The following is a 21,507-nucleotide window of genomic DNA, read 5'->3' on the forward strand; positions in this document are numbered from 1 at the left end:
CTTATTGCGGTTCGCTGCCGCAGGCGAGCGGAGTCTTCATCGAACGCGCCGGGGCCGGCACGGGGTTGGCGGGCGCCGGTTGCGCGGCGAGCCATGCGGTCACGGCCGTCACGTCTTCGTCGGAAAGCTTCGCGGCGATGTCGTGCATGCAATCGGGCGCCTTCGCGTGGCGGTTGCCCGAGCGCCATGCGCCGAGCTGCGCGCTCAGGTAATCGGCGTGCAGGCCGACGAGGCCCGGGATCGCCGGCTGCATGCCGGTGAGGCCCGCGCCGTGGCAGGCCACGCAGGCCGGCAGCTTGCGGGACGGGTCGCCCTGCGTGACGAGCTGCTTGCCGCGTGCGAGCGTCGCGGCCGGCAGCGTCGGCTTCGCCGGCGTCGGGTACGGCGGACGTTCGGCCGAGAAGTGCTCGGCGATTTCGCGCAGGTAGTCGTCGTTCAGGTACGTCAGCAGATAGTTCATCGGCGGGTACTTGCGCCGGCCGTCACGGAAGTTGACGAGCTGGTTGTACAGGTACTCGGCCGGCTTGCCGGCAAGACGCGGGAAATAATCGTTGTCCGTGCCCTGGCCGTGAACGCCGTGACATGCGGTACAGCCGCGCACACGCTCGGCCATCGTATCGGGTGCCTTGAGCGGCGCCTGTTGGGCGTGCGCTTGCTCCGTGGGCTTGGTCTGCGCTTGGGCAGCGCTCATAAGGCCCGCGCCACCGATCAAGAGAACGGCGAGCAACGGACGGAAGAGGCGTCTTGAAGACACACGAGACTCCATGTTTATTCGTCGGGGACCTTGTCCGGGCTACGATCGGCTCGGCGCATGGACGGCAGGACAGCCGGGCTGCTGCGACGCGGCATTCTATCATCGATGGGTAATGACGGCTATTTGGCAAAAGGACATCGGTTCCTGTCCGTTTGCGACTTGCGACAATTTGACGCGCATTGCGGTGCGGGTGTGTGAACCGGCGTGCGTTTTCACCATCGAAGACCGTACACTCGCGGGTCGCGCGGCGCCGCCTCCGCCGCTGGTCCAGTCATTTCTCCCGTTTCCGGATTCATCGATGACGTTTTCTACCGTGCCGTTGCCTGCCTCACGCCGTCCGTCCCGCTGTCCGTCCCCTCGCCGCCGCACTGCCGGCCTGCCGCTTGCCGGAGGGTGCGCGCGATGAAGTTCGACAGCTTGTGGATCGGTCAGGTCGCGCTCGCGGCGCTGATGGATGCGGCGTTCGCGATGGCGGTCGGCTCGGCGCTGCTCAAGGCGTGGCTCGGCAAGGACGGCGCGCGGCCGGTCATCGCGCCGTCGCACCCCGCATGGCTGCGTGCGCAACATTCGCTGGTCGCGGCGGCGCTGGCGCTGGTGCTCGCCGATCTCGGCTGGCTCGTCTACGAGGCCGCGACGATGAGCGGCGCGGGGCTCGGCGGCGCGTTCGCCGCGATTCCCGTCATGCTGATGCAGACGCACACGGGCTTCGCCTGGAGCGTCGCGTTCGCCGGCGCGGTGCTGCTCGCGATCGTCGCGCTCGCGAAGCCGGACGGCCCGCTCGCGCATGCGGTGCTGTGGCTCGCGGTGATCGTGGTCGCGGCCGGCAAGGCATCGCTCGGCCATGCGGCCGATAGCGGCGTGCTGTCCGCGGCAGTCGGTGTGCAGACGCTGCATCTGCTGGCCACCGCCGTATGGGGCGGCCTCGTGCTCGCGGGCGGGCTCGCGGTGCTGCCCGCGCTGGGGACGTCGGTCGCGCGCGGCGCGCTGATCCGCATCGGCCAGCACCTGTCGCGCACGTCGATCGTCGCGGTCGTGTTCGTGCTCGGCACGGGCGTGCTCAACGCGATCCGCGGGCTCGGCGGCTCGCTCGCGCCGCTCGACGGCAGCACGTGGGGCCGCGTGTTGCTGCTGAAGCTGCTGCTCGTCGCGTTGGCGCTCATACTCGGCGGCCTCAACCGCTTCTCGGCGCTGCCGCGCCTGCGTCGCACCGCGTCGACCGAGGACGCATACACGTTCCGCAACATCCTGCATCTCGAAGGGATGACGATGATCGGCGTGTTCGTCGCGGCGGCCGTGCTGTCGTTCAGCGTGCCGGGGTTCGCGGCGCTCGGCTGACGGCCGAACGGCGCGGGGCGGCGCGCGGATGCAACAACGGCCGCCTTGCCGGGGCGGCCGTGTCGAACACATTGCGCGTCGCGCGTCGCGCCACGCATCGTGCTTGTCTCACGCGTTCATCACCACTCGGCGACGCTGCCGTCCGCGTGGCGCCACACCGGGTTGCGCCAGCGATGGCCCGTCTTCGCCATCTCGCGCACCTTCTCCTCGTTCACGTCGATGCCGAGTCCCGGGCCCTGCGGAATCGCGACGAAGCCGTCCTCGTAGCGGAACACCTCGGGGTTGCGCAGGTAGTCGAGCAGGTCGTTGCCCTGGTTGTAGTGGATGCCCAGGCTCTGCTCCTGGATGAACGCGTTGTAGCTGATCGCATCGAGCTGCAGGCACGCGGCGAGCGCGATCGGCCCGAGCGGGCAGTGCAGCGCGAGCGCGACGTCGTAGCTTTCCGCGAGCGTCGCGATCTTGCGGCACTCGGTGATGCCGCCCGCGTGCGATGCGTCGGGCTGGATGATGTCGACGTAGCCGCCCGCGAGGATGTGCTTGAAGTCCCAGCGCGAGTAGAGCCGCTCGCCGAGCGCGATCGGCGTGTTGGTCTGGTTGACGATGTCGCGCAGCGCCTCGGCGTTCTCCGACAGCACCGGCTCCTCGATGAACATCAGCTTGTACGGGTCGAGCTCCTTCGCGAGCACCTTCGCCATCGGCTTGTGCACGCGGCCGTGGAAGTCGACGCCGATCCCGACGTGCGGGCCGACCGCGTCGCGCACCGCCGCGACGTTCGCGATCACCTGTTCGACCTTGTCGTAGGTGTCGACGATCTGCAGCTCCTCGGAGCCGTTCATCTTCACCGCCTTGAAGCCGCGCTCGACCACCGCGCGCGCATTGTTCGCGACGTCGCTCGGCCGGTCGCCGCCGATCCACGAATACACCTTGATGCGGTCGCGCACCTGGCCGCCGAGCAGCGCATGCACGGGCACGCCGTGATGCTTGCCCTTGATGTCCCACAGCGCCTGGTCGACGCCCGCGATCGCGCTCATCATGATCGGGCCGCCGCGGTAGAAACCGGCGCGGTACATTACCTGCCAGTGATCCTCGATCAACAGCGGATCGCGGCCGACGAGGTAGTCGGCCAGTTCCTGCACGGCGGCCTCGACCGTGTGCGCGCGGCCTTCGACGACCGGTTCGCCCCAGCCGATGATGCCCTCGTCGGTCTCGATCTTGAGGAACAGCCAGCGGGGCGGGACGACGAACGTTTCGAGGCGGGTGATTTTCATGACGCGAGTCTCCATGATTGACCGGCGCGCCCGCGCGGGCGCGGGCGCGGCGCACGATCCGTGCTTTCGCGGTTATCCTAGCGTAGCCGAATAAAAAATAGTATTAATAGCATTAATGTGCAGATAGTGGGCAGCCCGCCCGACGGAGAACGATCATTCAACGCGACCTGCATGGACAGACGGCCTTCCGGCTCGCGACGGCGATCCTGCGCGGCGACTATCCGCCCGAATCGCTGCTGCCGAGGGAACCCGACCTGATGGAGATGTACGGCGTGAGCCGCACGGTGATGCGCGAGGCGCTGCGCACGCTGACGTCGAAGGGGCTGGTCGAATCGCGGCCGAAGGTCGGCACCCGCGTGCGGCCGCGCCGTGCATGGAACCTGCTCGATGCCGACCTGCTCGACTGGTATGCGCGCGTCGCGCCGCCGCTCGCGTTCGCGCTGAAGCTGCAGGAGATGCGCGAGATGATCGAGCCGCACGCGGCCGCGCTGGCCGCGCGCACCCATACGCCCGAAGCATTCGACGCGATCGACGGCGCGGTGCGCGCGATGGCCGCCGCGCGCAACGTCGACGAATGGGTGCGCGCCGACCTGCACTTTCACCTGAGCGTGCTGGAGGCCGGCGGCAACGAGCTGCTGGTGCCGCTCGGCGCGCTGATCGATCGCACGCTCGAGGCGCAACTGCAGTTGAATGCGCGTCGGGCGGACGTGTACAACGCGTCGCTTGCCGAGCATGCGGCCGTCAGCGACGCGATCCGCGTGCGCGACGAGAGCGGCGCGCGTCGCGCGATGGCGTCGCTGCTCGCGGTGACGCGTGCGCGGATCGAGATGTCGTGACGGGAGCGGGGGCGAGGCGGCGCCGTCAGGCGTTCGCGCAGCCGCCCGGCTTGTGGATGCGTTTCGTCGACGGCGGGTACTTCGCGAGCAGGCTCGCCGGCCGCCGCGGCCGCGCGACCAGGTCGCCGCCGCAGTTCGGGCAGCAGCCCTTCAGCACGTCGTCCGCGCAAGTCGCGCAGAACGTGCATTCGAACGTACAGATGCGTGCTTCCGCCGAATCGGGCGGCAGGTCCTTGTTACAGCATTCGCAGCCGGGGCGCAGTTCCAGCATGAGGGGTCTCCTGGGTCGGTGGGATGGGCGCCGTCCGGACATTGCGGGCGGCGCATGCGAGCGCTACTGTACGCGTTTGGATCAGTCCGGCCAACGGTGTCCCGCTGGGGCGCCGGCGATGTGCACGGGCTGCACCGGGAGACGACCATGCTTTATCGCGGAAGCTGTCATTGTGGAGACGTGACGTTCGAGGCGGAAGGCGACCTGCAGGGCGTGATGGCGTGCAACTGCTCGATCTGCCGGCGCAAGGGCGCGCTGATGTGGTTCGTGCCGCGCGACCACATGAAGCTGCTGACGCCCGACGAAAATCTCGCGACCTACCTGTTCAACAAGCACGTGATCCGGCATCGCTTCTGCAAGCGCTGCGGGATTCACGCGTTCGGCGAAGGCGTCCTTCCGGACGGCACCGCGATGGCCGCGATCAACGTGCGCTGCGTCGACGGCGTCGACCTCGACGCGCTGCCCGTCACGCACTACGACGGCCGCTCGCGCTGAGCGGCGCTTCGGTGCGGGCGCCTGCGCGCCGCGACCAGATCAGGACGGTTGCACGGCCGCCGCGTTCGCCGCAGGCGTTTCCGCCTGCGGCGCCGGGCCCGCGGTGCGCGTGCCGGCATCGGCCGGGCGTTCGATCAGCGGCGCGAGCGCCGGCGCCATCGACTTCAGCAACTGCACGGCCATCGCACTCGTGAAGTCGTAGCGCGCCGCATATGGCTCGTGCGCGGTCGCGGTCAGCACGCCGAAGAACCGGTCGCCGATCGCGAACACGAAGGTGCCGCTGCGGTTGACCTTGCGCGATTCGATCAGCCGCGCGCCGCGCGCATAGACGTTGAAGCGCTGATCGCCCGTCCCCGTCTTGCCGTACACGTCGAGCGTCTTGCCGTCCGGCAGCGTGAGCCCGCCCGCGAGGCGGCGCGCGGTGCCGTGGAGCACGACGTCGCGCAGCAGCGTGTGCGCCACGTTGACGATCTCCGGCGCCAGCATCGGCTGCGGCTGCGCGGCCGCGCGCACGAAGCGGGTTTCGTACGGCGTGCCCTTCGCGAAATCGAGCCGCGTGATCGTCTCGGTCGGCGCCTTCTGGCCGCCGTTCGCGATCAGGCCGATCAGCTTCGCGAGCGCGTCGGGCTGGTCGCCCGATGCGCCGATCGCGGCCGCGTAGGACGGCGTCACTTCCGCGAACGGGTAGCCGAGCGCGCGCCACGACTTCGTGATTTCCGCGTACGCGCGCAGCTCGACCATGCGGCGGATGCGCCGGTCCTGCGTCGCATGGTAGCGGGTCTTGTACAGCCACGAATACGTGTAGAAACGCGCATCGCGGCTGTCGCGCTGAACGTCGGCGAGCGATGCAGCCGGGTGCGCGCGCAGGTAGTTGAGCGTCCACAGCGCGAGCGGATGGACGCTCGCGATATAGCCGCGATCGTTGAGGTTGAAGCGGTCGATCGCGTACTTCGCGTAGAGCGCGGCGAGATCGTCGTCGGACAGCGTCGCGGCCGGCGTGCCTTTCAGTTGCGCGCGCATCTGCGCATCGAACCACGCGAGCGATTCGTTCGGCGCGACGCTGCGCAGCACGGTCGCGAGCTTCGGCGGCGACTTGCGTACGTCGCGCAGCATCAGCGCGAGCGCGTCGTCGGGCGCCTTGCCCGCATAGCGCGCGTAGTAGCGCTTCACGTAGACCTGGCTTTCGCCGTCGACGAATTGCTGCAGGTAGTGCTGGCGCTGCGCGGGATCGTTGAGCCACGACGACGACGGGCCGGCCGCCTGCAGCGTCTCGTAGTGGACGATGTCGCGCATCAGCCGCACGAACACGAGGTTGACCGAGTGCTCGAACGCCGCGTGCAGCGTCAGGATGCGGCCGTTGTCCGACTTCTCGAAGTTGGAGAACACCTGCGCGCCGCCGCCCGTGTAGAACACGTCCGGACTCGCCGAATACTTGCGCTCGACGGACGCATCGAGCATCGCCTGCAGCGAGCGGTCGCGCGTATGCGACAGGTAGTCGAGCGCCCAGCGCGACAGCCCGTCGATCGGATCGGGCTTCACGCGCGCCAGCTCCGCGTTCGACAGGTGTGCATAGCGCGCATGCAGGTCGGAGACGATCTGCAGGTACGTGATCAGCGTGCGCAGCTTCGCGGTCGAGCCGAGGTTGATGCGGCCGCCGCGATTCACGTCGAACGGCTGGTTCACGCTGTCGGTCTGCACGCGCAGCAGGTTCGCGCCGTTGCGGTGCTCGTACAGCGTGAAGCTGTACGTGAGGTGGGACGGATCGTCCTTCGGCGCGAGCATCTCGAAACCGTACAGGCCGGCGGCCTGCGCGCCGTCGCGCGTCGATGCCCGCGCGAGCCGCTCGGCGACCGCCTGCTGCACGCCGTTGTCGAGCGTGCTGGTGGCCTGCAGGTCGAGCTGGTCGAGCTGGTACAGGTCGCTGATGCCGAGCGCCGACAGCAGCGACGCGCGCGCGGACGTGACGGCCTTGCGCGACACGAACGACTGCACGCGCGCGGCGGCTGGCGGCGCGCTGCGTTCGATCTGCGCGGCGAGCGCGGCATCGCGCAACGCGGGCGAGATCACGCCGCCGTTCGACAGCAGCCGCAGGTAGCTGTCGGTCAGCTTCTGCAGCGCCGGATAGCCGCGGTTGAGGAAGTACGACGGCGCGCGCTGCGCGATCAGCAGCGACAACACCTCGCGGAACGTCTTGCCCTGCTGGTCGACGTTGTCGCCGGTCGTCGGCGCGGCCAGCACGCGGTTCACGTCGTTGAAGTCGCGGCCGTACCATGCGGCGAGACCGTCGCCGATGCCGGTGATTTCACCCACGTGCGGCCGCGCGGCGAGCGGCACCGAGTTCAGGTAGCGCACGACGAGCGTGCGGCGCGCGAGCATCGTCTGCGGGCCGTTCAGGTAGGCGCGCACCGACGCGGACGCGATCTGCCGCAGCTTCTCGGGCGGCGTCGCGGTGCGGCCCTCGGGCGAATGGCGGAACTTCTCGATCTGCGTCGCGAGCGTGCTGCCGCCCGGGCGCGCCTGATGACGGTTGACGACGTGCAGCGCCTGGTCCGCCAGCGCGCGGCTGAAGCGCCCCCAGTCGATCGCCGGGTTGCGGTTCGGCTCGTTCGCATCGAGCAGGTAGCGATCCTCGATGAACAGCAGCGAATCGGTGATCACGCGCGGCACCGTGTCGAAGTCGGCGTAGACGCGCTGCGGGAACACGGTCGCGAACAGCGGCGAGCCGGTCGAATCGAACAGCATCAGGCCCGTCTGGTCTTTCTCTTCGTAAGGGAGGAACAGCCCGCGCTCGCCGAGCGACAGCATCCGCTGCGAATCGCGTGCCTGTTCGCTGACGACGAAGCCGCGCGCGAGCAGCCGCTGCTGGAACGCGGGAATCATTGCGTAGCCGAAGCGCTGGTCGTACGGGCCGTTCGCGGGGAAGCGGATGTGGTCGCTCGGGCCCGCTTCGACCGTGTAGCCGACGTCGCGGGTGAGCTCGGACAGGTAGCGCGCCTGCAGCCGGGACGTTTCGATCTCGGTCTGCACGAGCCGCGCGACGATCGCCACCGCGATCAGCAGTGCGGCGAGCATAGACCACTTGACCCACGTCCAGACCGATGCGAGACCGGTCACGCGCGGGAGGATACGATTCAGCGGCCGATTCATGGCGGCGTCTCCCTGAGGGCGCGGTTGTCCGGCCACACCCCATTAAGGATTAGTGTAGTCCTCCGCGGCGGGCTGCCAAGGGCGGTCGACTACCGAGATGCGCCGACGCAACAGGCGTGCCCGCATCCGCCGGGCGACGGCCTCAGCCCGTCCAGGCATGGCCGGCGCGCTGCCCCGGACATGTGCGGGTCGAGCGGGCGGCGGCGAGGCAGCGTGCAAAAATGGTGAGCGATTCCGCGGTTCATTCAACTGACGAAATGCTCGATCAGGTGATCGACGAAAAGCCGCGCCTTGCGCGGAAAGTGCCGGCGGCTCGGGTACGCGACGTTCATCTCGAGGGTTTCGAGCCGATAGCCGGGCAGCAGCGCGAGCAGCCGGCCGTCGTCGAGATCCGGCTGGACGAGGAAGTCGGGCAGGACCGCGATGCCCATGCCGGACAGCGCCCAGTTCCGGATCAACCCGACGTTGTTCGACGATGCCGACTTGTTCGGGCGCACGGTGACGCGCGTCTGTTCGTGTTCGAACGACAGATATTCGCCCGCGAAATCGGCGTGGAATGCCAGGCCCGCGTGCGACGCGAGATCGTGCGGATGGCCCGGCGTGCCGTGCCGTTCGACATAGTGCGGCGCCGCGCAGACGATCCGGTTGATTCGCGTGAGCGGGCGCTTCACGAGCGTGTTGTTGCTGATGTGCTGCGACAGCAGCAGCCCGATGTCGAAGCCCTCGGACACGAGGTCGACGTGACGGTCGACGATCGTGACTTCCGGCACGATGGCCGGATGGCGCGTCTTGAACGCGTCGATGGCCGGCGCGAGCACGTGCATGCCGAACATCACCGGCGCGGCGATTTTCAGCGAGCCGATCGGTTCGTGATGCATCGAGGCGATCGTTTCCTCGACCCGGTCGATTTCGTCGATCACGTGACGTATCTGCGCCAGATAGAGGTGGCCTGCGTCGGTCAGCGACAGGCTGCGGGTGGTGCGATTCAGCAGGCGTGCGCCGAGCCGATCCTCGATGCTCATCACGAGGCGCGTGGCCGACGAATTGGAGATGTTCAGTTCCGTGGCCGCGCGCGCGAAACTGCGAAGTTCGGCGACCTTGACGAATAGTCGCATCGGTAGAAGTTCGTCCATTTTTTATCGATAAACAGAAAGGGTTGAATGAATTCTATCTATCGTATTGACGAACTTTAATGGCCGTTTTTCACGAATGATTATTATGGAATCGCGTATTTATCGGGTGTGCGAACGGTCGGAGAATGATGGGTTTCGGGGCGAGCGGGGCGTTGAGTCGGTGATTGAATTTCCGCCTGCAATTAAACCATTTTGATGGATTTGTATTTAGTAATTGTACGAAAATATAGACTCATTTTTTCGTTAAAGCATCAGACGTTATCGATGCAAGGTGATGCCCGGCCGGATGCATCCCTATCGCCCCGGCGACGTCGCGCGATCGTGCCGGCGCACGGCCTCGACGAAGCGGTGGATCAAGTAGTCGCATGCAACCGTGTTCAGCGCATCGCGGCGCGTGAGTACGTCGTTGCGCCGGATAGCTGTGCGCGACGAACACGTCTTGCAGCGGCCGGCCGATGCCGAGGGCCCGCGTTGTGGCCGCGGCGAGCGGTGATATGCTCGCGGGACGCCCGCGACCGACGGGCGGTTTCGCGATGCCCGCGCGCGGCCGCGTCGCGCGGCGTTTCCGAGGGAAGAACCGACATCATGAGCCGCAAATTCATTCTGAAAGGCGACACGACCGATCACGGCGGCGTCGTGCTCGAAGGGATCGCCAATTCGTCGTTCGACGGGCGGGAACTCGCGTATCTCGGCGCATCCGTGTTCTGTGCGGCGTGCAAGTCGCCCGGCGTGATCGTGTCGGACGGCGGCGAGCGCACGATGACCGTGATGGGCAAGGTCGTCGCGCTCGAACACGACCTGTGCCAGTGCACGCCGCAGCCGAAACTGATCGCGTCGCAGGCAACCGGGACGATCTCGGGCTGAGCTCCGCCGCGCGCAGGCGCTCGTCATCCGCGCGGCATCGGGATACCGATACCCGCCGTCAGACGCTGCCTTCGGTCTCGATCACCAGGATGCGCGCGGCGCCGAGCGGATGCGCGACGTGCTCGGTGCCGACCGTTGCGTGGAAGACGTCGCCCGTTTCGAGCACCGTCGCGTGCTCGACGCCTGCTGCGCGGTAGCGCATCTCGACGCGGCCATCGAGCACCGCGAACACTTCCTCGCCGTCGTTCACGTGCCAGCGATACGGCTGGTCGGTCCAGTGCAGCCGGACCGTGATGCCGTTCAGGTTCGCGATGTCGAGCGCGCCCCACGCGCGATCGGCCGTGAATGCGGCACTCCGGATGATGTTCATCGATGGGTTCTCCGGCGCGCGCGTGCGCCGCTTTCCCGCGATTTTTCCGACATCCGCATTCAGCGCGACGCTGCGCGCAGCGCCTGCTCGACGATCTGCTTGCGCTTCGCGAAGCCGGCTGCCGTCCGTTCGGTGACGCGCGTCACGACCGCGGCCGGCGCGGTGTCGGGCGAGCCGGCGTCGAACGGCGGCGCGGGCGCATATTCGAGCTGCAGCTGGATCGCCTGCGCCTCTTCGTCGCCGACCAGCTCCGCGGCGATCGTCAGCGCGAAGTCGATGCCGGCCGTCACGCCGCCGCCCGTGACCAGGTTGCCGTCGCGCACGACGCGTTCGCGCACCGGTATCGCACCCAGCGGTTCGAGCAGCGAGTGGAACCGCCAGTGCGTCGTCGCGCGCCGCCCGCGCAGCAGGCCGGCCACGCCGAGCAGCAGCGAGCCGGTGCAGACCGACGTCACGTAGCGTGCGGCGGCCGCGCGCTGCTGCACGAACGCGATCGTTTCGGCATCGAGCAGCAGCTCATTGATGCCGATTCCTCCGGGAATGCAGATCACGTCGAGCGGCGGGCAGTCGTCGAACGTGCAGGTGGGCGCGAGCGCGAGGCCGCTGCTCGACGCGACCGCGTCGCGCGACTTCCACACCAGATGGACGGCCGCGTCGGGCAGCGACGCGAGCACGTCGTGCGGGCCGGTGAGGTCGAGTTGCTGGACGCCGGGAAAGACGAGAAGGCCGATGTGCAGGGTCATGTGAAGGCTCCGACGGGAAGGGAACGCGCCGTTCGGCACGGGATGGACAGATCGATTCTAGGCGCGTAGTGTTTGGCGAAATTGCCATATCACCCACGTTTTCAGCCAATCTCCATGCCTGCCGCCGCCCCGCGTTCGATCCTGGTCCTCGCGTTTCCCCGTGCGCAACTGCTCGACGTGACCGGGCCGCTGCAGGTGTTCGCGTCCGTCAACGAGCTCGCGCTGGAGCGCGGGCAGCCGGCGCCGTATGCGCCGCGTGTCGTGGCCGTCGAAGCGGGGCCCGTCGAGACGTCGTCGGGCCTCGTCGTGATGGCCGAGTCGCTGCGCGCGGCCGCTCGCCGTCCCGACACGCTGATCGTCGCCGGCGGCAAGGGCGTGCATGCGGCATCGAAGGATGCGCAGGTGGTGCGCTGGGTGCGGCAGCAGGCCGCGCGCGCACGGCGTGTGGCGTCGGTCTGCACCGGTGCGTTCCTGCTCGCCGAGGCCGGGCTGCTGGACGGGCGGCGCGCGGTCACGCACTGGGCGCGCTGCGACGAATTCGCGGCGCGCTACCCGAACGTGCGCGTCGAGCCGGACCCGATCTTCATCCGCGAAGGCGCGCTGTGGACGTCGGCCGGCGTCACGGCCGGCATCGATCTCGCGCTTGCGCTGGTCGAGGAGGATCTCGGGCGGGCGACCGCGCTCGACGTCGCACGCGAACTCGTCGTGTTCCTGAAGCGTCCGGGCGGGCAGGCGCAGTTCAGCACGATGCTGTCGATGCAGCGCACCGCCGACCGGTTCGGCGAGCTGCACGCGTGGATGGCCGAGCACCTGACGGCCGACCTGTCGGTGCCCGCGCTCGCCGAGCGCGTGAGCATGAGCGAGCGCAGCTTCGTGCGCCACTATCGCGCGGAAACCGGCCGCACGCCTGCACGCGCGGTCGAGCAGATCCGGGTCGAGGCCGCGCAACGCCTGCTCGGCGAAACGGCGTGGCCCGTCAAGCGGATCGCCGGGCGCTGCGGCTTCGGTTCCGAGGAGACGCTGCGGCGCAGCTTCGTGCGCGTGCTCGGCGTGTCGCCGCAGGGATATCGCGAGCGGTTCGTGCGATAACGGTCGACGGATGAGCGGGGCCGGCGCGGCGCTGCGTGGAACTGCACGGAAACCGGTCGGTTTCCAGTCCGAAGCGTCGAAACTATTCAGGATCGGAGAACAATAGGCGGGGGCTTGTGCCGCGCCCGCCGCGCGCTCTATTCTGTTCCGTTGGCGATTCGAAGGGGAAGCAGCATGGACCGAATCCAGGCAATGGAAGTTTTTACCCGCGTGGTCGACGCGAATAGCTTCACGCGGGCGGCCGACACGCTCGCGATGCCGCGCGCATCGGTGACGACCATCATCCAGAATCTCGAGGCGCTGCTCGGCGTGCGCCTGATGCACCGGACGACGCGCCGGCTGTCGTTGACGCCGGAGGGCGCCGCGTACTACGAGCATTGCATGAAGATCATCGCGGAGATCGCCGAGGCCGACGCGAGTTTCCAGGCCGGCAACCGCAAGCCGAGCGGCGTGCTGCGCGTTCACATGCCCAGTTCGCTCGGGCGGCGCATCGTGCTGCCGTCGCTGTCGATCTTCCGGCAGCGCTATCCGGACATCACGCTCGAGCTGGGGTTGTCCGACCGCTACGTCGACCCCGTCGAGGAGGGCATCGACTGCATGATCCGGGTCGGGCCGCTCGAGGATTCGTCGATGGTCGCGCGGCGCATCGGGATGCTGAAACGCGTGACGTGCGCGTCGCCTGACTACCTCGCCCGTCACGGCGAGCCGAACGAGATTGCCGATCTCGTCGAACATCATGCGGTGAATTTCCGCGCGAGCCACGGCGCGCGGCCGATTCCGTGGGTGTTCATGATCGACGGCAAGCCGTTCGAGGTGCGGATGAACGCCAGCGTCACGGTCAACGATTCGGATGCCTATGTGACGTGTGGTCTCGAAGGCTTCGGGATGATCCAGCCGACGCTGTTCATGGTGCTGCCGAACCTGCTCGACGGCTCGCTGGTCGAGGTGCTGCCGGACTGCAATCCGAAGCCGAAGCCGATTTCCATCGTGTATCCGCACAACCGGCATCTGTCGCAGAAGGTGCGCGTGTTCGCGGACTGGATCGCGGAGGTGTTCGAGTCGACGCCGTCGCTGGAGGGTGGGGAGAATTGGCGGGGGAAGCTGCGGGCGGAGACGCCGGATGCGCAGCGCGGAGCGGTGGTGGCGTAGCCGCGGCGCAGCGCGCGGCCTGAAGGCGGGCCACGCGCGACACCGCGTGCGCCGGATGAAGCAATGAAAAAAGCCGCTGTTTCTTTCGAAACAGCGGCTTTTCGCATTTGGTGGCGAATCACGGATTCGAACCCCGGACCTGCGGATTATGATTCGGCGTGTGACGCGGTAAGTTACTGAAAACTAAGAGAATTCGACCGTAAACGACCGAAATCAAAAGTTGTTTTGCCTCAGTAGTTTACCGTAATTTGGGCGGGGTTAGAGAAGCTGAGCTATGCACCGCCCATGCACTTCTGAGCGGCGGCGGAGGCACAGCAAGCCGGCACCCCGCCGGTATAATGAACTGCTATGGAGCGCATACAGTCGATCAACCCCGAGCGGATAGCTTGGTGCTGTGCCGATCACGGCACGACGCCAGGGGAACTCGCGTCCGCTGTCGGCATCGCGCCGACGACGATGGACCGTCTTATGGCGGGGGAGGGAGGCTTGACGTTTCCTCAGCTCAGCAAGGTGGCAAGTTTCTTTGGTCGGGGAGCGCTTTTCTTCCTGGAGCCAGGGCCGGTCGATGAAGCCCAGGTACATACCCCGGCTTTCCGGACCTTGGCGAACCAGAAGCCGGAGTTGACGGCCAGGCTGAAGGTGCTCATAGAGCGGGTCGAGAGACAGCGCGAGATATATCTGAGCCTTCGCGAGGACTTGGACGACGCGGACTTGCCTCGATTCGAGGAGCCGGATCTCCCCCGCGACAATCCGGTGGAGGCAGCGAGGATTGCTCGCCGGTGGCTGGGCCTCGGCGACGACAACACGTTTGACAGTTACCGGTCGGCTGTGGAAGCGCGCGGTGTGTTGGTATTCCGTAGCAACGGGTACAACGGCAAGTGGCAGATTGCCAAAGAGAGCCCAATCCTCGGCTTCAGCATCTACAGCCCTGACTGTCCTGTCATCGTTGTAAAAAAGCAGGCCTATGAACCCCAGCAATCCTTCACGCTCATGCATGAGCTGGGGCACCTACTGCTGCATCGGAGCAGTTCGATCGACGATGAGCATGACATGCAGTCCCACCGAGGTAACGAGCGGGACGCGAACGCTTTTGCCGGTTACTTGCTTGTGCCTGCGGCGTTCTTGGCCAGGGTGGATGATCTGGGTCGCCCGCGACAAGTTGCTGAGTACGACGAGTGGCTCAAGCCACTGCGGCGTCAGTGGGGCGTCAGTACCGAGGTCATATTGCGTCGGCTGCTTGACGCGGGCCGACTGCCGCAGGAGCAATACGCTGCTTATCGTCAGTGGCGGGCTGCTCAGCCCTGGCCCGAGCAAGATAGCGGGAGTCGGATGTACCGCCATCGGGAGCCCTCGCATATTTTCGGCGACAGATTCGTGCGTACGGTATTGGATGCACTGAATGGCCGATACATTACGTTGGCAAAGGCGAGTCGGTATCTCGATGGCTTAAAGATCAACGACCTGCATCAATTGGAACGCTTCTATGCAGGTGTTTGACGCCTCTTCGATGATCTATGCCTGGGACAACTATCCCGTAGCTCAATTTCCAGGACTGTGGACCTGGATAGCGGCTGAGATCAATGCGCGGAGGCTCATGATGTCTATCGTGGCCTACGGAGAGGTATGCGCAGGGACACCGGACTGTGGTGATTGGCTCGTGACGGCCGGTCTCGAGCGATTGGAAGTCACCAACGAAATTGTGCAGGATGCCATGCGCATCAAGGCGCTACTTGGAGTGGTGGGCGATAACTACCACCCGAAGGGCGTGGGCGAAAACGACTTGCTCATCATTGCTACAGCTCGGGCCCACGGGAGAGAGCTGATATCGAATGAGGCTCAACAAAACAATCCACCGGACGTGAACTCGAAACGCAAGATACCTTCCGTTTGTTCCATGCGTGAGGTTGCAGTACCTTGCATCGACTTCGTTCAATACATACGTCGATCAGAGGCGGTCTTCCGCTAAATATTTCTGGGGTGGAAAGTGGTCTGTCGCGTCCCATTGCGCCGCCTTCGGGTTGTTGACAGATGAGGGACACCGTGCGCCTGGCGGCTGCCTTCGGCGACTCGTTGATGGGACGGGGACTTGCACCGGCGATACCGCTCAAATCCCGATCCCCCAAGTGTCAATCAGCTTGCCTCAATCGCCGAGGTTCCATGAGCCGCCTCGGTATCCGTAGGTGCCGTTGAGGATGCCAGCCAGCCACATCGATACCGTCGCTGTCTTAAGACCACCGAACAGGACGAGTTGCGAGCCCTCGGTATCGAGCATCGCTACCGGTAACTCTGGCAGCATGCCCGTGCCGATTCCGCCCGGTGGGAACTCGTTGCCGAAATCGCGTTTTAGCAGCAGGCGTGACGTTGCCTTCGCCAACGTGCGAAAGTTCTCTTTGCGGACCAGCCAATAACATTCGACGGCCGAAGCGGTGTAGCGTTCTTGGCGGCGAATGAAATCGCGTAAGTGCTGGTACGAGCGTTGCAGCTCAATCACGACGGTACGCCCAGGGACGGAGAAGAAAACGTCGGCCTCCCACTTGTCGCCGCTCGATGATCTTCCAGGCGCTTCTTCGCTGCCCACAATGCCCATGCTATTCAAAGCTGCTAGGACCGCCGCTTTGCCGGCCTTATGCCATTTAGTCTCGGGTGCAGTGATGCACTCGTCCGACAGATGAGCGAAGAAGGGCAGGCCGTTGATGCTCGTCTTTAGCACCGCTGGGGCCTTGCAGCATGGCATCACGAAGTCGCCTAGCGGCGCGGTCTGCTTCAGTCGATCCCACTCGGCGCTAGCGATTGCGGTTGCGTCCACCGGACGACCGTCACGTGTCCAGGCTGATTGCGTCATGGCAGTCCTCTTCGAAAAAGTGCAGTGCTGGCGCGGCGCGGTCAGTCGTCTTTGCCTTGCTCAGCGCGCCGCCAAGCATCAAGGAATTCCAAGACCTCTGGAGGCTGGCCTGCGCCGGCAACAGCTTCGACTCGGGATCGGAACGCGTCGAGGTCGAGTAATCGGGCCATGCCTTTCCGATTGACTCTTGTCACGCGCTGGGCGACAACGTCGCCCATTCCTCCGAAGCCCATCGATTGGGTCCAGCCGTATGAGGTGAATGCTTTTGCGAGGTGGCGAACGCCATCATCACTGGCGAAGACTCCAGATGTCCATGCATGAACTGCCGCGCCATCGTCAGTAGTTAAGTCTGCCCACCAATGCAAAAGGTACGATAGATCGCGGTGTGCGAGCAGCGTGCCATCCGCTGCTGCCGCTTCGATTCGCGAGCGCAGGAGGGCGCGGAGATGCTCCGCGTCGGCTTCTGTGGTCAGGCAGTTTTCCGGAGGCTCGCGCTCTTGGCCTTCGCGTGGGTGGTAGTCGGTCCAAGCGGAACGTGTGAAGTCGGCAAGCCACCCAAGGGAAGCCGCGTCGCAGGCGTGCCGGAAGATCGCGGAGCGTTCGTCGAGCGTGTACCGCTCTTTCGTGAGCGCTCGCAGCAGCCAGTGCAGACGCAATTCGTTGCTGTCCATGCTGAAAGCTTTCGCGGAATCAGCTTCGACGTTGATCTCGTCGGCGATCGAGAATAGCGCGGTCAAGAGTGCCCCAACCTTGTCGCGATCTACACGTTCGGCGTGTGTTATCAGCTCGCCGAGCCATACAGCAGCCTTGGTGCCACCCGATCGTCGAGTCACCGTTAAGGCGTGGCGCAATGTCGCCTTCACATATTCGATGTCATCGGCGCGCGCTACAAACTCATCAAGTTCGGTGCTCGTGAGCACCTCATCGCCGATCGAGAAGCGGAAGTAGGCGTCGAAATGAGCAGGCGAACACACACGGCGTTTCATTGCCCATTGCTTTGCGAACCCTTCGCCGTAGCCCATATTTGCCCAAGCGGACTCCAAGACCGGGAACAGCCTCATCAGTACCCGTCGCATCCGGTCATGCTGTGGGGGTGGCGTAGCACCGAACAATAGCTCGTTGAAGTGTCGCGCTGCCGCCGCACGGTCACGCCCTTCGTCGCGTCCACTGCCGCTCAATTGCTCCTTGTTTTGGCGGATGGCGCGATATATCGCGGGATGCAAAAGCCGAAGCATCTCTAGCGCAAGGAAATCGGCGTGGTCTACTTCACCGGCTACGGCGGGCCACGACACGCTCAGTGAATTGGTGAAGCGTGTGACATCCCGCGGAGTCCGCATCGCCGGCGAGATCCCTTCATAGAAGATGTTCATGAAGCGGACCATGTCTGCCTCCGCGGGCGCGCCGCAGATCGACTCGATCAGCGATAGCAAATGCTGCTGAACATCAAGCGCTGCCGGATCGGGTAGTTCGAATGCAGCCTGAACGATCTTTTCGAGGTAATGCGGGCCCTCCGATGGGTAGCGGTCGCTGACGATCCTCTCGGCGAGCGGCCGGTCATAAACCAGCAAGTACATGACGTTCGGCAAACGGCCGACCGACTTGACGAGTCGGAAGATCAGTAAGGCCTCGTCAGGTGAGAGACGATCGATGTCGTCGATGACGATGAGGAAGCGCTTCTTCTGTTCTCGCAACGCCTTCGACAGCTCTGCGTGAAGCGCCTCGACGGTTTCGTCTTCCTCAATCAGGCCTGCGAGCCATTCCATGCCCTTTTCGGCGATACCGCCCGCAATCACTGCACCGGCGGCCTCCGCGATTTTCCCGACAAGCGCGCCGGCCCGGAGCAGGCGTGCCCCGAGTTTTGGCAGCTTCTTCTTTACCTTGTCGCCGAGGCTTGGGCCTAGGCCGGCGTACAACTCTCGGAAAAAGGCGAGCGCAAGGGCATCTTCGCCCCTAAACCACCAGCAGGCGAAGTCGATGACGACAAGCTCGTTAGCCTTGACTGCTTCGGCCAGATGGTGCTTACAAAGATTGACCGCGCTGCTTTTGCCGGAACCCCAGGGACCGTTGAGACCGATCACGGCCCCCTGGGGCGATTGCATCTTACGAATGCTTGCAGCAAGGGCGCGTGCAAAAGGGTCAACGCCGAAGCGATCCTCGCTTGGGCTTTCGATCGGTTGGTCGTTGTAAGACAGGTGCTCGGTCATAGCTCCATCTCAGCGCGCAGGTCGGATAGCCAGCCATCTTAGCAGCGCCTTGGCACCGAGGGAGCGACCGGCCGGCCTAACCTTCCGAGGCCTTGCGTGCTTCAGCTTGTGCCACCGTCTCACCGGGAAGTAGGCCAAATAGTTCGCGAGCATTAGTCCTCGTGATGAACAGCGGAACGTCAAGGCTGGGGCCTTCGTCGTCTAAGAAAGTTGGCTCTGGCGCGTTAGCCAAGTTGACCGAGACCTTACCCCGTGCGATGGCATCTTGCTCGCTCAAGACATTCTCCTTGAACGCACCGGTCGAGTTCTCCGCCTTGCCGCTTTGTTGGGTGTGGTCATTGAGGTTCGATTGTTTTTCGTCGCTGCTCACGGTCATAGGCGTCTTGGCTCCGTTGAAGATCGACGTTCACGGGTGCGTGATACGCAGCCACGGGCCAAGAACGTCCTTCAGGCACCGCTGACAGAGGTCGATACTGATTTGACTGCCATCCCCGAAAACGGACGTGTAACCGCCCGTGAAGGAGAGCGACAATTTTTCGTGCCACTCCATATCGGCGGACGTGAGGCGGCGGGTACAGCGATCGCACGTGCAGGAGACGGCTTCGTAGACGGTAATGGGCTGATATTCAAGCATCGGGGCACTCCAGCTCGGTTCAAATGCGATGCACTGTGTTGCGGTAGCCGGTAAGAGAATAATATTCTTACGGCGCTATGCACTGCGTGCTGGTCACAAGCGGCGTGCCCTGGCTCGAAGGTCATCCGGCGTGGCTCTCGGCAGCGATATGAAGTCGAGTTCGGCCATTGTCTCGTAGGTGCCACGAAACGGTAGGTAGCAATCCACAACCCACGATTCACCTTCTTTGCGCCCAGCATAAGGGTGAAGAACTTCGCCATCCGAACGCTTGCGGTCAAATCGCAGAAGTCCTTGGTGTGGGTACTGGTGTGCGCCCCGGGTCGCCATCATCCGTTCGACGACCTCGTGAGGAAAGCCGGGATGCTCTGAGCTATCAGCGGCGTGGACCGCTGCCCGAATCGATTCCTCGACTGTAAGATGACAACGCGCAATGTCGTCTTCATCAAATACCTCCTCTTTGACGATATAGGGCGGGCCTTCATACCAGTGCGAATCGTCGTGGTCCAACCGGATCGCCAAGATGGTTCGCGCCCCGACATCGGTGCAACGCCACCATCCGGTGCAATCCATGAAGACCAGGCCGATATGAAAGTCGGAGTGGTTCATGGAAACTCCTTGTGCCGATAGATGCTGCTCGCCAACGACTCAATGGCGCTGCAAGGTTTCGCGTACAGCAGCCATTGCCTCACTGAAATCCAGGCGCGTCGCTCGTCCAGTTTCGGCCTGATAGAAAACGACCATGAACAAGTTCGCAACTGCCTCGGCCATTTTCGACAGCTCCCGAGCGGTGCGCTGGTCCATGAAATCCAAGTCAGCGAGTTGCGTTGCGGCATGATGGATAACTTGCTGCGCTTCGATATTATGCGTAGTTGCCATGCTTCACCTCTCTAGCAGGTGTTGATATTGGAAGTGCCGGCCGGTTGCCGCCGGCCGGTGCGCTTTCTAAGCATCGTCTTGCGTTGGACGTTGCCTGTTCACGAACGCGGCTACCTCATCGTTCATGGTGGTACCGGCCGTCGCAGTTTGCTGCCCCCCACTCAGACTGTCGCCGGCGAAACTCGGTCCGGCGTCGATGCCGGCGCCGCTCTTGTTCGAAATTGCCGATGCGATTTTGCCGCCCGTCGTCTGTGCGATTCGTTCCTTGGTGGTATCTGCCATGTTCGCGGCTTTGTCCTTGGCGATCTCGCCTGCTCCCTTGGCGAGATTCACGCCCATGTCAGCTGCGAATCGACTGGCCGTGCCCATTGCGGACATGAACCCGCTGCTGCCGCCCGATGACGAGCTCACGCCGTCACCCGAGACAGAGCCGTTACCACCGCTCGAAAACATGCCGCCACCGCTTGCCATGTTCTGCTGGGCCGACTGGAACGCGGCCTTCAGGGCTGACGTCCCACCCGCTGCGCTTGTCGCGCCAGCCATCGCAGCGGAACCGACCGAAGCTGCCGCGCTCGCAGTCATGGCGGCCGCACCCATCACCGAACCAACCCCTACGCCACCGATGGACCCAGCGCCGCCAACCCCGACGATGCCAGCGATCCTCGGCGGCACTTTGTTTGTGAGATACATCAGCACGAATGCGGCGATGAGCATGATCGCCATTTCCTTGAGATCGATGCCGGCTCTCATGCTGGCGTAGTACTCGTTGATGAACGTTCTGCCGATGCCGATGAGCAGCAGCATCACCATCAGCTCGGCCCCGATTGCCAAGACATGCTTGTAGTAGCTGATCGCGATATCTGACGTCCAGCGTGCCCCGCCAAAGCCCAGAAAGAACACCCCGCCGTAGATCATGATCCAGGCCGACACAAAGACCAGGAGCAGGTTCACGCCGACAATCGCAAGAACGATCATCACGACCAACGCCATGAGCAGACCTACTACGCTGTCCGTGGGCGACCAGACCGACGACTGATCGAGCGCCTTGGTAAAAATTTCGTAGCCGATTTGCACGATACCTCCTGGCGTAAAACCGGTTGACTGGCCGATGGCCTTGGCACCTATCATCCACATCGACTTGACGATGGAGTCGGCAATCGCAGGGCCATTGAAAAGAATCCACCAGAAGAAGCCGAGCACGGCGAAGAAACGAACGATTTCGGCAAACGCCTCCTGAATGCCGGCGTTTCGCAACGCCATCATTCCGAAGGTCCACACCATGCTTATCAACGCGAGGCCCCAAAAGAGCCACGATGCGTAATTGACCATGACGCTGCCCCACGCGCTGGCCGCAGCCTGGTATTTCGCCATCACCGAATCGACCACATCGGCATTCATCGGCGCGGCCGTCACAGTCGCCGAGTACGCGACGGCCATCAAGCCGAGCACTGAGAGTTTGCCGCCGTTGGAAAACATCGTTTTCATAGCGCTGTCCTT

General features: G+C 64.6%; 21 protein-coding genes and 1 pseudogene. 8 read left to right on the forward strand and 14 right to left on the reverse strand.

Annotated elements, in window-relative coordinates:
- Window position 1 precedes the first annotated feature (1 nt).
- Window positions 2–766, reverse strand: coding sequence for a c-type cytochrome (locus HWX14_RS33370; RefSeq protein WP_072443436.1), 765 nt, complete (start codon window positions 764–766; stop codon window positions 2–4).
- Window positions 767–1,156: 390 nt separating this feature from the next.
- Here HWX14_RS33370 and HWX14_RS33375 point away from each other — a divergent pair, with 390 nt between their 5' ends.
- Window positions 1,157–2,089: a CopD family protein gene (locus tag HWX14_RS33375; protein WP_175886405.1), complete on the forward strand. Its 933-nt coding sequence runs from the start codon at window positions 1,157–1,159 to the stop codon at window positions 2,087–2,089.
- Window positions 2,090–2,208: 119 nt separating this feature from the next.
- Here HWX14_RS33375 and dgoD read toward each other — a convergent pair whose 3' ends face one another.
- Window positions 2,209–3,357 (reverse strand): galactonate dehydratase, encoded by a 1,149-nt coding sequence (gene dgoD / locus HWX14_RS33380; RefSeq protein ID WP_175886406.1) that lies wholly within the window; start codon window positions 3,355–3,357, stop codon window positions 2,209–2,211.
- Between the two features lie 152 nt (window positions 3,358–3,509).
- Between dgoD and HWX14_RS33385 the strand changes: the two genes are divergently transcribed.
- Window positions 3,510–4,193, forward strand: coding sequence for a FadR/GntR family transcriptional regulator (locus tag HWX14_RS33385; protein ID WP_175886512.1), 684 nt, complete (start codon window positions 3,510–3,512; stop codon window positions 4,191–4,193).
- A 25-nt stretch (window positions 4,194–4,218) separates the two neighbouring features.
- Here the strand turns inward: HWX14_RS33385 and HWX14_RS33390 are convergent, their stop codons facing one another.
- On the reverse strand, window positions 4,219–4,464 hold the full coding sequence (locus HWX14_RS33390; protein WP_175886407.1) for a DUF1272 domain-containing protein: 246 nt from the start codon (window positions 4,462–4,464) through the stop codon (window positions 4,219–4,221).
- A 147-nt stretch (window positions 4,465–4,611) separates the two neighbouring features.
- Between HWX14_RS33390 and HWX14_RS33395 the strand changes: the two genes are divergently transcribed.
- Entirely contained in the window at window positions 4,612–4,959 is a 348-nt protein-coding gene (locus tag HWX14_RS33395) for a GFA family protein (RefSeq protein WP_175886408.1), read from the forward strand.
- A 39-nt stretch (window positions 4,960–4,998) separates the two neighbouring features.
- On the opposite strand, the gene HWX14_RS33400 is transcribed toward HWX14_RS33395, so the two are convergent.
- A complete protein-coding gene (locus HWX14_RS33400; RefSeq protein ID WP_175886409.1) occupies window positions 4,999–8,106 on the reverse strand; it encodes a transglycosylase domain-containing protein in 3,108 nt (1,035 codons plus the stop codon).
- Window positions 8,107–8,351: 245 nt separating this feature from the next.
- Entirely contained in the window at window positions 8,352–9,239 is an 888-nt protein-coding gene (locus HWX14_RS33405) for a LysR family transcriptional regulator (RefSeq protein ID WP_175886410.1), read from the reverse strand.
- Window positions 9,240–9,824: 585 nt separating this feature from the next.
- Here HWX14_RS33405 and HWX14_RS33410 point away from each other — a divergent pair.
- Window positions 9,825–10,103: a PAAR domain-containing protein gene (locus HWX14_RS33410; protein WP_175886411.1), complete on the forward strand. Its 279-nt coding sequence runs from the start codon at window positions 9,825–9,827 to the stop codon at window positions 10,101–10,103.
- 58 nt (window positions 10,104–10,161) lie between these two features.
- Here the strand turns inward: HWX14_RS33410 and HWX14_RS33415 are convergent, their stop codons facing one another.
- Both HWX14_RS33415 and HWX14_RS33420 read right to left on the reverse strand, forming a co-directional pair.
- Window positions 10,162–10,473, reverse strand: a complete 312-nt coding sequence (locus HWX14_RS33415; protein ID WP_175886412.1) for a cupin — start codon at window positions 10,471–10,473, stop codon at window positions 10,162–10,164.
- Between the two features lie 59 nt (window positions 10,474–10,532).
- Window positions 10,533–11,216: a DJ-1/PfpI family protein gene (locus HWX14_RS33420; RefSeq protein WP_175886413.1), complete on the reverse strand. Its 684-nt coding sequence runs from the start codon at window positions 11,214–11,216 to the stop codon at window positions 10,533–10,535.
- A 114-nt stretch (window positions 11,217–11,330) separates the two neighbouring features.
- Here HWX14_RS33420 and HWX14_RS33425 point away from each other — a divergent pair, with 114 nt between their 5' ends.
- The 4 genes from HWX14_RS33425 (at window position 11,331) to HWX14_RS33440 (ending at window position 15,420) form a co-directional block, all read left to right on the forward strand.
- Complete coding sequence (locus tag HWX14_RS33425; protein WP_175886414.1) at window positions 11,331–12,305, forward strand: GlxA family transcriptional regulator; 975 nt, start codon at window positions 11,331–11,333, stop codon at window positions 12,303–12,305.
- 174 nt (window positions 12,306–12,479) lie between these two features.
- Window positions 12,480–13,454: a LysR family transcriptional regulator gene (locus HWX14_RS33430; RefSeq protein ID WP_175886415.1), complete on the forward strand. Its 975-nt coding sequence runs from the start codon at window positions 12,480–12,482 to the stop codon at window positions 13,452–13,454.
- Window positions 13,455–13,802: 348 nt separating this feature from the next.
- Window positions 13,803–14,951, forward strand: coding sequence for an ImmA/IrrE family metallo-endopeptidase (locus HWX14_RS33435; protein WP_124678179.1), 1,149 nt, complete (start codon window positions 13,803–13,805; stop codon window positions 14,949–14,951).
- Window positions 14,938–15,420, forward strand: coding sequence for a DUF4411 family protein (locus tag HWX14_RS33440; RefSeq protein WP_027807633.1), 483 nt, complete (start codon window positions 14,938–14,940; stop codon window positions 15,418–15,420). Before HWX14_RS33435 ends, HWX14_RS33440 begins: the two co-directional genes overlap by 14 nt.
- Window positions 15,421–15,594: 174 nt before the next feature.
- Here the strand turns inward: HWX14_RS33440 and HWX14_RS33445 are convergent, their stop codons facing one another.
- The 7 genes and pseudogenes from HWX14_RS33445 to trbL form a co-directional block, all read right to left on the reverse strand.
- A complete protein-coding gene (locus tag HWX14_RS33445) occupies window positions 15,595–16,296 on the reverse strand; it encodes a competence protein CoiA family protein (protein ID WP_175886416.1) in 702 nt (233 codons plus the stop codon).
- A gap of 41 nt (window positions 16,297–16,337) precedes the next feature.
- The gene (locus HWX14_RS33450; RefSeq protein WP_124678178.1) at window positions 16,338–18,500 is read right to left on the reverse strand and encodes a P-loop NTPase fold protein; all 2,163 of its coding nucleotides are present in this window, start codon (window positions 18,498–18,500) and stop codon (window positions 16,338–16,340) included.
- Between the two features lie 76 nt (window positions 18,501–18,576).
- Window positions 18,577–18,798, reverse strand: a pseudogene (locus HWX14_RS33455) (conjugal transfer protein TraD); the annotation flags it as partial.
- A gap of 108 nt (window positions 18,799–18,906) precedes the next feature.
- Window positions 18,907–19,134: a hypothetical protein gene (locus tag HWX14_RS33460; RefSeq protein ID WP_009951092.1), complete on the reverse strand. Its 228-nt coding sequence runs from the start codon at window positions 19,132–19,134 to the stop codon at window positions 18,907–18,909.
- Window positions 19,135–19,227: 93 nt separating this feature from the next.
- Window positions 19,228–19,740 carry a hypothetical protein gene (locus HWX14_RS33465; protein ID WP_175886417.1) on the reverse strand — a complete coding sequence of 171 codons (513 nt, stop codon included), beginning with the start codon at window positions 19,738–19,740 and terminating at the stop codon, window positions 19,228–19,230.
- A gap of 39 nt (window positions 19,741–19,779) precedes the next feature.
- On the reverse strand, window positions 19,780–20,010 hold the full coding sequence (locus HWX14_RS33470; protein WP_175886418.1) for a type I toxin-antitoxin system ptaRNA1 family toxin: 231 nt from the start codon (window positions 20,008–20,010) through the stop codon (window positions 19,780–19,782).
- 66 nt (window positions 20,011–20,076) lie between these two features.
- Window positions 20,077–21,495, reverse strand: a complete 1,419-nt coding sequence (gene trbL / locus HWX14_RS33475) for a P-type conjugative transfer protein TrbL (RefSeq protein ID WP_244130397.1) — start codon at window positions 21,493–21,495, stop codon at window positions 20,077–20,079.
- Window positions 21,496–21,507 lie beyond the last annotated feature (12 nt).

This window comes from Burkholderia sp. BCC0044, from assembly GCF_902832955.1.
In the GTDB taxonomy this organism is placed as follows: domain Bacteria; phylum Pseudomonadota; class Gammaproteobacteria; order Burkholderiales; family Burkholderiaceae; genus Burkholderia.

What these genes read in the sequence shown, in the direction of transcription:
- HWX14_RS33370 (WP_072443436.1), bottom strand. Translation starts at nt 766, where the DNA reads ATGGAGTCTCGTGTGTCTTCAAGACGCCTCTTCCGTCCGTTGCTCGCC.
- HWX14_RS33375 (WP_175886405.1), top strand. Translation starts at nt 1,157, where the DNA reads ATGAAGTTCGACAGCTTGTGGATCGGTCAGGTCGCGCTCGCGGCGCTG.
- dgoD (WP_175886406.1), bottom strand. Translation starts at nt 3,357, where the DNA reads ATGAAAATCACCCGCCTCGAAACGTTCGTCGTCCCGCCCCGCTGGCTG.
- HWX14_RS33390 (WP_175886407.1), bottom strand. Translation starts at nt 4,464, where the DNA reads ATGCTGGAACTGCGCCCCGGCTGCGAATGCTGTAACAAGGACCTGCCG.
- HWX14_RS33395 (WP_175886408.1), top strand. Translation starts at nt 4,612, where the DNA reads ATGCTTTATCGCGGAAGCTGTCATTGTGGAGACGTGACGTTCGAGGCG.
- HWX14_RS33400 (WP_175886409.1), bottom strand. Translation starts at nt 8,106, where the DNA reads ATGAATCGGCCGCTGAATCGTATCCTCCCGCGCGTGACCGGTCTCGCA.
- HWX14_RS33405 (WP_175886410.1), bottom strand. Translation starts at nt 9,239, where the DNA reads ATGGACGAACTTCTACCGATGCGACTATTCGTCAAGGTCGCCGAACTT.
- HWX14_RS33410 (WP_175886411.1), top strand. Translation starts at nt 9,825, where the DNA reads ATGAGCCGCAAATTCATTCTGAAAGGCGACACGACCGATCACGGCGGC.
- HWX14_RS33415 (WP_175886412.1), bottom strand. Translation starts at nt 10,473, where the DNA reads ATGAACATCATCCGGAGTGCCGCATTCACGGCCGATCGCGCGTGGGGC.
- HWX14_RS33420 (WP_175886413.1), bottom strand. Translation starts at nt 11,216, where the DNA reads ATGACCCTGCACATCGGCCTTCTCGTCTTTCCCGGCGTCCAGCAACTC.
- HWX14_RS33425 (WP_175886414.1), top strand. Translation starts at nt 11,331, where the DNA reads ATGCCTGCCGCCGCCCCGCGTTCGATCCTGGTCCTCGCGTTTCCCCGT.
- HWX14_RS33430 (WP_175886415.1), top strand. Translation starts at nt 12,480, where the DNA reads ATGGACCGAATCCAGGCAATGGAAGTTTTTACCCGCGTGGTCGACGCG.
- HWX14_RS33435 (WP_124678179.1), top strand. Translation starts at nt 13,803, where the DNA reads ATGGAGCGCATACAGTCGATCAACCCCGAGCGGATAGCTTGGTGCTGT.
- HWX14_RS33440 (WP_027807633.1), top strand. Translation starts at nt 14,938, where the DNA reads ATGCAGGTGTTTGACGCCTCTTCGATGATCTATGCCTGGGACAACTAT.
- HWX14_RS33445 (WP_175886416.1), bottom strand. Translation starts at nt 16,296, where the DNA reads ATGACGCAATCAGCCTGGACACGTGACGGTCGTCCGGTGGACGCAACC.
- HWX14_RS33450 (WP_124678178.1), bottom strand. Translation starts at nt 18,500, where the DNA reads ATGACCGAGCACCTGTCTTACAACGACCAACCGATCGAAAGCCCAAGC.
- HWX14_RS33460 (WP_009951092.1), bottom strand. Translation starts at nt 19,134, where the DNA reads ATGCTTGAATATCAGCCCATTACCGTCTACGAAGCCGTCTCCTGCACG.
- HWX14_RS33465 (WP_175886417.1), bottom strand. Translation starts at nt 19,740, where the DNA reads ATGAACCACTCCGACTTTCATATCGGCCTGGTCTTCATGGATTGCACC.
- HWX14_RS33470 (WP_175886418.1), bottom strand. Translation starts at nt 20,010, where the DNA reads ATGGCAACTACGCATAATATCGAAGCGCAGCAAGTTATCCATCATGCC.
- trbL (WP_244130397.1), bottom strand. Translation starts at nt 21,495, where the DNA reads ATGAAAACGATGTTTTCCAACGGCGGCAAACTCTCAGTGCTCGGCTTG.